The organism is Brevundimonas terrae, from assembly GCF_011761985.1.
GTDB lineage: Bacteria > Pseudomonadota > Alphaproteobacteria > Caulobacterales > Caulobacteraceae > Brevundimonas > Brevundimonas terrae.
Genome location: NZ_JAASQT010000006.1, coordinates 132,823 through 143,329, shown reverse-complemented (window position 1 = coordinate 143,329; position 10,507 = coordinate 132,823). Strand labels below are relative to the sequence as shown.

The 10,507-nt window shown below is 62.1% G+C and carries 13 protein-coding genes; 10 read left to right on the top strand and 3 right to left on the bottom strand.

Going from position 1 to position 10,507, the window contains the following annotated elements:
* The coding region (locus tag FHS64_RS14205) for a hypothetical protein (RefSeq protein ID WP_208380967.1) at nucleotides 1–316 on the top strand (316 nt) is incomplete at its 5' end.
* A gap of 1 nt (nucleotide 317) precedes the next feature.
* On the opposite strand, the gene FHS64_RS12700 is transcribed toward FHS64_RS14205, so the two are convergent.
* Nucleotides 318–1,280, bottom strand: a complete 963-nt coding sequence (locus FHS64_RS12700) for an NAD(P)H-dependent flavin oxidoreductase (RefSeq protein ID WP_243862969.1) — start codon at nucleotides 1,278–1,280, stop codon at nucleotides 318–320.
* A 23-nt stretch (nucleotides 1,281–1,303) separates the two neighbouring features.
* On the bottom strand, nucleotides 1,304–2,458 hold the full coding sequence (locus FHS64_RS12695; RefSeq protein WP_167178868.1) for a thiolase family protein: 1,155 nt from the start codon (nucleotides 2,456–2,458) through the stop codon (nucleotides 1,304–1,306).
* 213 nt (nucleotides 2,459–2,671) lie between these two features.
* Between FHS64_RS12695 and folP the strand changes: the two genes are divergently transcribed.
* From folP to FHS64_RS12670, 5 genes are all read left to right on the top strand, one after another.
* Entirely contained in the window at nucleotides 2,672–3,514 is an 843-nt protein-coding gene (folP, locus tag FHS64_RS12690; protein ID WP_243862968.1) for a dihydropteroate synthase, read from the top strand.
* A 2-nt stretch (nucleotides 3,515–3,516) separates the two neighbouring features.
* The gene (locus FHS64_RS12685) at nucleotides 3,517–3,873 is read left to right on the top strand and encodes a DMT family protein (protein ID WP_167178896.1); all 357 of its coding nucleotides are present in this window, start codon (nucleotides 3,517–3,519) and stop codon (nucleotides 3,871–3,873) included.
* Between the two features lie 67 nt (nucleotides 3,874–3,940).
* Nucleotides 3,941–4,285, top strand: a complete 345-nt coding sequence (locus FHS64_RS12680) for a DMT family transporter (RefSeq protein WP_167178866.1) — start codon at nucleotides 3,941–3,943, stop codon at nucleotides 4,283–4,285.
* Complete coding sequence (gene thiD / locus FHS64_RS12675; protein WP_167178864.1) at nucleotides 4,282–5,145, top strand: bifunctional hydroxymethylpyrimidine kinase/phosphomethylpyrimidine kinase; 864 nt, start codon at nucleotides 4,282–4,284, stop codon at nucleotides 5,143–5,145. The genes FHS64_RS12680 and thiD overlap by 4 nt, the downstream gene beginning before the upstream one ends.
* Nucleotides 5,142–5,720 (top strand): nucleotidyltransferase family protein, encoded by a 579-nt coding sequence (locus tag FHS64_RS12670; RefSeq protein WP_167178862.1) that lies wholly within the window; start codon nucleotides 5,142–5,144, stop codon nucleotides 5,718–5,720. The genes thiD and FHS64_RS12670 overlap by 4 nt, the downstream gene beginning before the upstream one ends.
* A gap of 92 nt (nucleotides 5,721–5,812) precedes the next feature.
* Here FHS64_RS12670 and FHS64_RS12665 read toward each other — a convergent pair whose 3' ends face one another.
* Entirely contained in the window at nucleotides 5,813–6,205 is a 393-nt protein-coding gene (locus FHS64_RS12665) for a hypothetical protein (protein ID WP_243862967.1), read from the bottom strand.
* A 317-nt stretch (nucleotides 6,206–6,522) separates the two neighbouring features.
* On the opposite strand from FHS64_RS12665, the gene FHS64_RS12660 reads away from it, so the two are divergent.
* The 4 genes from FHS64_RS12660 (at nucleotide 6,523) to FHS64_RS12645 (ending at nucleotide 10,490) form a co-directional block, all read left to right on the top strand.
* Nucleotides 6,523–6,864 (top strand): hypothetical protein, encoded by a 342-nt coding sequence (locus FHS64_RS12660; protein WP_167178860.1) that lies wholly within the window; start codon nucleotides 6,523–6,525, stop codon nucleotides 6,862–6,864.
* A 21-nt stretch (nucleotides 6,865–6,885) separates the two neighbouring features.
* Nucleotides 6,886–7,566 (top strand): response regulator transcription factor, encoded by a 681-nt coding sequence (locus tag FHS64_RS12655; RefSeq protein ID WP_167178858.1) that lies wholly within the window; start codon nucleotides 6,886–6,888, stop codon nucleotides 7,564–7,566.
* 8 nt (nucleotides 7,567–7,574) lie between these two features.
* A complete protein-coding gene (locus FHS64_RS12650) occupies nucleotides 7,575–9,029 on the top strand; it encodes an ATP-binding protein (RefSeq protein ID WP_167178856.1) in 1,455 nt (484 codons plus the stop codon).
* Between the two features lie 108 nt (nucleotides 9,030–9,137).
* Nucleotides 9,138–10,490, top strand: coding sequence for a hypothetical protein (locus FHS64_RS12645; RefSeq protein WP_167178854.1), 1,353 nt, complete (start codon nucleotides 9,138–9,140; stop codon nucleotides 10,488–10,490).
* The last annotated feature ends 17 nt before the right edge of the window (nucleotides 10,491–10,507 follow it).

The following is a 10,507-nucleotide window of genomic DNA, read 5'->3' as shown; positions in this document are numbered from 1 at the left end:
TCATAACCTGAAGGTCGTAGGTTCAAATCCTACTCCCGCACCCAAACACTCCCAAACAGCCCCGTCGCTCAACGCACGGGGCTTTTTGCTGTTCGTGCCACAACCTCAAAACGCGCAAAACAACGCACAAAAAACCTCCCGCCACAGCCTCGCACACCGCCAAAACGCAAGCAGCCGGACCATCGACCTGCGAATGGCCCCTTGCCGCTCTACGAGCCTCTCAGGGGCCGCTATGCGCAGCGCGATGAAATGCCGGAATGACTGCGCGCAAACACAAAAAAACCCGCTGCCGATAATCATCGACAGCGGGTTTTGACTTACTGGCTGTTCGCCTTGGCCAACGTCGCTGCGACGTACCGGTCCATGTGTTCTTCCCCCGCTGTTATGCGCTGAAAGCGTGATACGGCCAGGCGGTATTCGTCTTCCAGGCGATCAACGATTGTGGCCACAGGCTCAACGGCTTGAATAGATTGCAAACCCTGACCTGCGGCCCAGATATCTTTCCAGCGTTTATGGGCACCGTCGCCGGAATAGTCGCGTGTAACCGGACCACCCAGATTGTCGGGATCAAGGTCTGCAGCGTTCAAGCTGGGTTTAAGCCATGAGGCGGGGGTGCCTGTAATGGCGGACGAGACGACCAGATCGTCGGGGCCGCAATCGACGATCATGGCCTTGTAGTCGTCCTGTGCGCGGCTCTCGGACGCGGCCAGAAAACGAGTGCCCATATAGACCATGTCGGCACCCGCCGCGATGGCACCGGCTATAGCCGAGCCATCGGCAATGCCGCCGCCGACCGCGATATAGCCGTCAAAGAATTCGCGCACCGCAGAGATGAAGGACAACGGAGAAAGATGGCCGGTATGTCCGCCTGCCCCTGCGCTGATGCAGGCCATGCCGTCGACACCGGCAGCAGCGGCCTTGCGGGCCAGATTGATGTTCACGACATCGGCAAAAACCAGACCGCCATAGGCTTTGACCGTCTCGATCACCGGCTTGGGCGAGCCAAGGGCCGTGATGACGATTGGCGGCTTGTACTCGGCCACCAGTGCCAGATCTTCGGCAAGGCGGTTGTTGGACGAGTGGGTGATCATATTGGCCACCCACGGACCGTCATCGGGGGACAGGGCGTCGGTGATCTGGCCCATCCAACTGTCCAGTTCGGAAGGGGTACGACAGTTGGGGGTCGGAAACGCCCCGCCAATGCCAGCCTTACAGGCGGCTATCACCAGTTCCGGACCGGACACCAGAAACATTGGTGCTGAAATTACCGGCAGACGCATGGGAAACGAAAGCGCCTTACGGGTCATACCTGTGGCCCCATGCGTTCGACGATCATGGCCGCGCCGATGCCCTGCGCGCCGGTGACGACCACCAGACCATAACGTCCCTCGATGGCGTCCAGTGCGTCCAGTAAGGATGAGAGCAGGATGGCCCCTGTCGCGCCCATCGGGTGCCCCTTGGCCAGATGCCCGCCACCCACATTGACGCATTCGGGATCGACATCATAGTCGCGCAGGAATTTGGCGATGACGACGGCAAAGGCCTCCATGAACTCGATGCGGTCCATGTCTGCCAGCGTTAAGCCAGCCTTGGCCAATACGCGCTCCATGGCTGCAAAGCCTGCGGTGAGGGAGGCATAGGGATCGCCGCCGATCTCGACCGAGGCCACAATACGCGCACGCGCGCCCTTCGGATCGGCCGAAACAAGCGCCAGTCCCGCACCATCGGTCATGGGCGGGGCATGGGCGAGGGTGTGGCTGTACGCGATTTCGCGCCCGTTCAGAGCGCCGGCATAATGCGGTGCCATGGCACCGAATGCGGTTGGCATGGCGGCTAGAGTTTCAGTGCGGGTCGAGGCACGGGGGGCTTCATCTTTTGCCAGTGCGTTGACGGCGATCCGCGAGGCCACAAGGGGGCTGCCCTCGGCGGCGGCGGTGCGTTGTTGCGAAGTCAGGGTGACGGCATCCAGTGCCTCTCGCGCAATGCCGCAATCTTCGGCCAGACGGTCCGCAGCCAGTGCCACCAGCAGGAAACGTGCGCGCGGTTCCAGTTCGTCATTGGTGTAGTAATCGGCCTTGTCGGCCATGAAGGGCACATGCGACATCATCTCGACGCCACCTGCCAGAACGCTACTGACGGCCCCGCCTGTAACCATCTGCGCCGCCTGCGCAATCGCCGTCAGGCCCGAGACGCAATAGTTATTCAGCGTATAGGCAAAGGCGGTATCATCCAATCCGGCATGGAGCTTGGACACAAGGGCGATATTGCCGCCTTGCGCGCCCACCTGTCCGACACAGCCCAGCAACAGGCCCTCGGCCTTGCGCGGCGCATGGCCGCGTTGTTCCAGCGCATCGATCAGTCCGCTCACAAGGTGCTGGGGCTTCATAGCGGCCAGTCCGCCATTGGGACGCGCCTTGCCGCGCGGTGTGCGAATGGCGTCGTGAATATAGGCGCTCATTGATCTTGCCCCTTTAGCATCTGCTGGCCACGCTCCGATGAACCGCTCAAACTGGCGGCGGATAATGACTTTTATAAAGAGACTATGTGTCTAGGCGCTTGTGAGCGCAAGTCGCTTTAGTGCCAAGGGCATCGCTCTGTTGACGTGCCGTTCCAGAAGGTCGAGAGGCTGGATTAGAGGTCTGGCGTATCCAGATTGTCGGGATAGTGGCCCATGAAGCTGAGAACCCTGTTGTCGTCATGCGAAACCCGCCGGCCTCTGGTCATGGGCGTGTTGAATGTGACCCCCGACAGTTTTTCCGACGGTGGCCGACATGATGGATTACAGGCAGCGCTGACCCATGCCCGCAGGCTGATTTCGGACGGGGCCGATGTGCTGGATATCGGCGGCGAAAGCACACGCCCTGGCTCGGATCCCGTTAGCGCCGAGGTCGAGATTGCCCGCGTGGTGCCGGTGATCGAGGTGTTGGCTCGCGAATGGGATGGCGTCATCAGCATCGACACCATGAAGCCCGAAGTGGCCCGCGCGGCGGTTCGGGCAGGGGCGCATGTGTGGAACGATGTCTCGGCCTTGACCCATAGTCCCGACAGTGTGGCGACGGCGGCAGAGTTGGGGTGCGAGCTGATCCTCATGCATATGCGCGGTGATCCCAAGACCATGCAGGATGCGCCGCACTATACGGATGTGGTGGCCGAGGTCTGTCAGCACCTGTCCGCACAAGCCAATGCGGCCATGGCGGCAGGGGTAAAACGCGAGCATATCTGGCTGGACCCCGGCATCGGCTTTGCCAAAAATCTGGCGCATAATCTGGCTCTGAGCTCTAATCTGCGGACACTGTGCGACTTGGGCTATCCTGTTCTTTATGCCGCCAGCCGCAAGCGCATGATCGCCGAGATTGATCCGGTGGCGACCGATGCGGGCGACCGGTTGGGCGGCACCATTGCCTTGCATCTGGAAGGCGCGCGACAAGGCGCAGCCATGGTACGTGTGCATGATGTGCGCGAGATGGTGCAGGCCCTGAAGGTACAGGCCGCGCTGGACGGGGCCAGACAGTGAATATCGGCGTATCGCCCTATACTGCGCCGGTCATCCTGCTGGCGATCTCCAATGTCTTTATGACCTATGCCTGGTACGGGCATTTGAAGGGCGATCCCAAGCCTCTGTGGATTGCGGTTATGCTGAGCTGGGGCATCGCATTTTTTGAATACTGGCTGGCGGTTCCGGCCAACAGGATCGGCCATACCGTCTATTCCGCAGCCGAGCTGAAAACGATGCAGGAGGTCATAACCCTTGCTGTTTTTGCCGGATTCTCGGTGCTGTATCTTGGCGAGAAGCTGACGATCAACCACTTGATCGGCTTTGCCTTTATCGCACTGGGGGCATGGTTCATTTTCCGTGGCCCGATCGGTACCTAGGGACACGTCGGGTTTCAGCGGGCACCGGCATCTTGCTCTTGGGGCAAGATTCGCCCATCACGCGCCTATGAACTGGTTGCTCTCTCTCAATCCGTGGCTCGTCCTGATCGTGGCGGGTATGTTCGAAATCATGTGGGCCTCCGGCGTGAAATATGTCGGGGTGCAAAGACCGCTGATTTCGCTGGGTGTTGCTGTGGCTCTGGCTGCCAGCATGGTCGGGTTGTGGGCGGCCACGCAAAGACTGCCGGTCGGTACGGCCTATGCGGTCTGGACCGGCATTGGTGCCGTGGGTGCGGCCGTCGTCGGCATCGTGATCTATCAGGAACCGGCAACGGCGATCCGCGCCGTGTGTATCCTGCTGATCGTCTGTGGCATTGTTGGCCTGAAACTGTTTTCGGGTGCGGGCGCATGACCCAGATAGATCAATCCGCTCAAGTAGCGAGTGACCGCGTCACGAGCGATAGCGCAAAAAACAAAGCCCGTGTGTTGGTGATCGCCGGATCGGATTCCGGCGGTGGCGCAGGCATTCAGGCTGATATTAAAGCTATCACCATGCTGGGCGGGTTTGCCGCGACGGCGGTGACGGCCATCACAGTGCAGAACACTCTGGGCGTACATGGCGTTTATCCCGTGCCGCTGGACGTGATCGCGGCACAGGCGCGTTGCGTGCTGGAAGACATCGGCGCAGATGCGGTGAAAACCGGCATGCTGGGCAGTGTCGAGGTCGTGGAAATCGTCGCGACCCTGCTAGACGAAGCCAAGGCTCCGGCTGTGGTGGATCCGGTGATGATCGCCAAGGGCGGCCATCCTCTGCTGCCCGATCTGGCGGTTGAAGCGGTGAAGTCGCTGATGGTGCCGCGCGCAGCGCTGCTGACACCCAATGCGCCCGAGGCCGAGGCCCTGACAGGGATCACCGTTGCCGATCTTGACGGCCAGCGCCGCGCAGGCGAGGCCTTACTGCGCATGGGGGCCAAGGCGGTCCTGATGAAGGGTGGCCACGTCGCGGGCGATACGGTCATCGACCTGTTGATGACACCGGATGGCGAGACGGTTCTGGAAACCGAACGCATCCATTCGATGCATACCCACGGCACGGGCTGTACGCTGGCCAGCGCCTGTGCGGCAGGTATCGCCAAGGGCCTGCCGCTGTCGGTAGCCGTGGCCGAGGGCTGGGCCTATGTGGCCGAGGCTATTCGCCGCGCGCCGGGTCTGGGCGGAGGTCATGGCCCGCTGGACCACGCATGGCCGGTGCGTGAATTTACCCGCCGATGAGCGAGGCGATGCTGGAGCAAAAGCTCAAGGCCATCCTGCACAGCGACCCTGTGATGATGCAGGTGCTTCAAGGCACGCGTGATCTGCAACTGCCCGACTGGCGGGTGTTCTCGGGCGCGGTCTATCAGCGTGTCTGGAACCACCAGACGGGACGCGCGGTCGATTACGGCATCAAGGATTATGACATCGGCTATTTCGATCCCGATACTTCGTGGGATGCCGAAGATGTCTGGATCAAACGCTTTGCCGCACATTTCGAAGGGCCGCTGTCCGAACAGGTCGAGGTGCGCAATCAGGCCCGCGTGCACCTGTGGTTCCCTGAGAAATACGGCCAACCCTATACGCCTCTGACCCATACAGACGAGGCGATGGCGCGCTTTGTTGCCCCCTGTTTTGCGGTCGGCGTGCGTCTGGAAAACGATGGCGAGATCAGCGTGGCCGCGCCCTTCGGGCTTGAGGACATGTTCAACCTGACCATCCGCCCGACGCCAGAACGTCCCGTCGCCAAGGACTGGGACAAGATCATCACCAAGCTTCAGGCCCGCTGGCCCGAACTGAAGGTTATGAATCCCTAGCAAAAAGGCGCGATTCTGTGAGAATCGCGCCCCTTGCTCGGCACCGGTGACAGGGTGAAAAAAGTGCCGCTCAAGCCTGTGCGGTACCGGCCCTAGTGGCGGCGGCCATTGTTGTAGTCGCTGCGGTGTTCCTGACGCAGCTTGCGCTCCAGACGTTGCTCGACACGGTCATATTGACGGCCCAGTGTCTGGATTTCGCGACGGTCCAGACCGCCGCGCATCATGCTGCGTTCCATGCGGATGACGCCGTCCAGTTCGCGTTTCAGGCTGATTGCATCGTCGCGGTCCAGACGGCGATTGTCGCGGGCGCGGTCGATGCGGCGATCCAGCTCGATCTTGCGATAGGTCACTTCGCGGCGGTCATGGTGGCGCTCATAGGACGGCGCGTGACGGCCATAGGACTGGGCCGAGGCGACAGCCGGAACGGCGCTGGCAAAGGCGGCGATGGCCAGGGCGGGGATCATAAAAGATTTCATCTTGCGCATGTGGCGCTCCTTTCCGAACTGTGTCGCAGGGGGAGGGAAGCGGGTCCCTGCGGCGTTGATGTCAGAAAAGCAGATCGCGGCTGAGCCGTATCTGAACGAAGCGCGTCAGAAACGGTTCATCTGTATGAAAACCTTGTCAGTTTTGCCGTTTCAAGCCGTAGCGCACATTATATTGGCACAAACAATGTCTGGTCCGTCGCGACGGGATAGGCTTTAATCTGCGTGTGAGTATTATGCAGCCAAGCTTGTGTCAGGCTTCGTAATGATAAATTCCGCGTTCAGCCTATGTTCAGAGGCGGGAGCCTAAACCGGCAGACATGATGTCCATTCGAGCCCTTTTGATTGCCGCCTTGATCGCTGTCGTTCCCGCAACGGACGCAGTGGCCCAGTCGCGTGACCAGTCGCGCGAGCGGGACCGTTATGAACAACGCGACAACCGCGGCAATGACCGTGGGAACCAGCGCGATAATCGCGACAACCGTGGCCAGCGCGCCAATCCGGGCCAGGTCGCCCGCGAGGTCCAGAATGGCCGTCCGGGCCGTATGCTGGGCATGCGCGAGCGCGGCGACGACTATACGGTGCGTTGGGAATATCCGGGTGGCCGAGTGTCCGACATCGAGGTCGATGGCCGTTCGGGGCGCCCCCGTCGGGACGACTAAAAACTAAAAGGTAACTGATCCATGCGTGTTCTTCTGGTCGAAGACGATGTTGACCTGTCGCGGCAATTGAAGACGGCGCTGGCCGATGCGGGCTATGCGGTGGATCACGCCCCCGATGGCGAAGAGGCATGGTTCCTCGGCGATACCGAACCCTATGATGTGGTGGTGCTGGATCTGGGCCTGCCCAAGATTGACGGCGTCTCGGTGCTGGAACGCTGGCGCCGCGAGGGCAAGACCACGCCGGTTCTGATCCTGACGGCGCGCGCCGCATGGTCGGACAAGGTGGCGGGCTTTGATGCCGGTGCCGACGACTATCTGACCAAGCCCTTCCATACCGAAGAACTGCTGGCGCGCCTTCGTGCTTTGCTGCGCCGCTCAGCGGGCCATGCCACCTCGACCCTGTCGTGCGGTGGCTTGCGCCTTGATCCGCGTGCGGCGCGGGCGACCGTCAATGGCGAACCCCTGCGCCTGACCTCGCTGGAATACCGCCTGTTGCACTATCTAATGATGCATCAGGGCCGCGTGATCAGCCGCACCGAACTGGTGGAACACCTCTACGATCAGGACTTCGACCGCGATTCCAACACCATCGAGGTGTTCGTGGGCCGTCTGCGTAAAAAGATCGGCTCGGACCGTATCGAGACGGTGCGTGGTCTGGGTTATCGCCTGTCGCCGCTGGCCGGCGAAAGCGACGCAGGCTGAGTTCCGAATTGAGCGGAGCTGTCGCGCCGGACGATACGGCCTCCACAACGGCGGCGGTTGTAAAGGCAGGGTGGGGGCGACTGCGCCCCGGCCGTTCGCTGACACGCCGCTTGATCTGGCTGGCGGCCGCGTGGATTTTTGTGGCCCTGATCCTGACGGGTGGGGTGCTGACATCGCTGTTTCAGGAATCGGCCTTGCGCCGTCTGGGCAGTACGCTGGGCGATACGATCGACGAGGTGGTCGTGGCCGCCAGTATCACCCCCGAAGGCCAGCTCTATATCGGTGAAATCCGCGAGGCGCGGACCGAGCGCCTGTTGTCGGGCAAGTACTGGATGGTGGCCGAGCCCGATGCGGACGGCAAACTGGACGTGGTGGCGGGCTCGGAATCGCTGGGCGGCTTGACGCTGGCCTATGCGCCCGACCTGCTGGAGCGTCTGCACAATGCCTTTGGCCGGACCGTCAGCTATAGCGCCGAGGACGGGCCAAAGGGCGAGCCTTTACGGATTGCCGCCAGCATGAAGACCCTACCGGGGCGAAGCGAGCCGGTTGTGTTTTTTGCCGCCATCGACCGGACCGATGTCGATGCCGATACGCGCCAGTTTGCCACCGTGACATGGGTGGCACTGTTGCTGCTTGGGCTGGGCCTAGTGGCGGCTGTGTTTGTGCAGGTGCGGGTGGGCTTGCGCCCGCTCTATGATCTGGACCACGCCATTGCCGAGGTTCACCGTGGACGCGCCAACCGTGTGGGCGGGGCCTATCCGCGTGAAATCCAGCCTCTGGCCGATCAGGTCAATCTGTTGCTGGACCACTCGCAGGAGACGGTCGAGCGCCAGCGTACCCATGTCGGCAATCTGGCCCATGCGCTGAAGACGCCGCTGGCGGTCATGCTGGCCGAGGCGGGAACACAGGACGGGCAACTGCCTGATCTGGTCCGCCGTCAGGCACAGGTAATGCGCGATCAGGTTGAGCACCATTTACGCCGTGCGCGTGCGGCCGCCCGTGCCGCCCACGGTTTGGGCGAAAGCACCCCCGTCGAGGATGTGCTGGACGAACTGGCGGTGATGATCGAGCGGGTATTCGCGGATAAAGGCGTCGAGATCGACTGGCGCGCGCCGGAGGGTCTGGCCTTCCGTGGCGAGCGTCAGGACTTGCAGGAAATCTTCGGTAATCTGATCGAAAATGCCGGTAAATGGTGCAAGCGCCGCGTGCGGGTGCTGGCAGGGCCGTCCGTGCCCGGACAGATGGTGGTGGTCGTCGAAGATGACGGCCCCGGCATTCCCGAAGACCAGCGTGATACGGCGCTAAAACGCGGCACCCGCATGGACGAGGCCACCCCCGGTACGGGTCTTGGCCTGTCGATCGTGGACGAACTGGTGCGGGCCTATGGCGGACGTATAACGATGGGGCACAGCGATATGGGCGGCCTGAAAGTGGTCGTGGAACTGCCCTCCGCCGAGGGCTGATTTCGCGCGCTTTAAAACTGAAAGCACCAGACGAACACGCCGTTAACCGACACTATTGCATGATCGGCCTTGGAGTTTGAGCCGATTGGAGCCGACCGGAACCTGTTTATGGCGGAACTGACACCCGCACATAGGGTCGCCTTGGGCGAGGTCATCATGCGCAGTCCGGATCATGTCCTGTCCCTGCTGGAAGCAGCCGTGGCGGACATGGCTGGCGCGCGTGCCGAAGCCGTGCGCCTGATGATGGCCGAGGAAATCAGGGACCGTCTGCGCCGCGATCAGGTGATGCGTCCGTTATTGCCGCTGTTCCGCGATCGCGTGGACGGCATGCAGGGCTTTGTCTTGCCGGTGCGTCTGCGTGACGATCTGTGGCGGGCGGCCAAGCGCAACGAGCCGGAGCTGCTGCCCAAGCTGGACTATGATGACGATCTGGCGCGGATGATTGCCGACCGTCTGTGCCAGACGGCGGCGTCCGCCCTGCGCGACCACGGCGGCAAAATCTGGCCGGGTGGCACGCCCGAGGCCCGCCAAAGACTGGCGCGGATACTGGATGTGGCGGGCATTGCCCGTACATCGGTCAAGCGCTTGCCGGACTGGCAGGGCCGTATAGGTGCCGAAGAAGCCGCCGAGCTGAAACTGGCGCTGCGACAGGCACAGGCCGTGGGTGATGACGGCACCGAAGCGCTGATGGAAATCTATTATGCCCACCTGCGCGAAGGGTTGCAGGTCCTGCGTCTGGCCGAACATGCGGCGGTTCTGGCCAGCCCGTCATCCAGCCTGTCACAAGGCAGTTTTACCGGCTTTGTCGATCGGGTGATGGGCGCATTGGTTGACAAGGCCGATTTCATCGTCGGGTTTGATCTGTCCGAGGGGCCGCAAGGGGTACTGGCCTTGCGGGACCGGCTGCACTGGCTGGCATCGGCCCTCAAGGAGTTCGAGGTGGTGGTCGTGCCGCGTGCCGACAGTGTCTGGGCGCGGACCCTGCGCCATCAGAAACTGCGTCTGTCTATGTCGCTGGTCGAGCGCTTCAAACAGGCCGACGAGGCAGTGGATGTCTTGCTGCCACAGGAAAAAACCACGCTGGCGGGGCGTATGACGCGGGCTGTGCCGCATCTGGCGGCGCCGCTGGATGACGAACAGGTTGAGCAAGCCCGTTTATTGGTGGGTATTTTGTCCACCACCCACGGCCCTGCGGCGGCCATGGGATGCGAGAGCGAGCGCCGCCAGACGGTCGAGGGAATTGTCGGGCGTATCTCCAACTGGTCGGGCGAAGCCTTGGATTTGCTACATAAAACCGAAGTGGTTGACGGTGGTCGTCTGGCCCGTCGCCGCCTGCAGGTGATGGTCGATCTGCTGCAATTGGCAGGGGCCAAGGATGCGGCCCGCACGGTCCGCCGGCGTCTGGCCAGTCTGGGTGCGGCACCGGGGACTGTGCCCACCTACTCGCATCGTCTGGCCTGATCCGCTACAGCGAACAT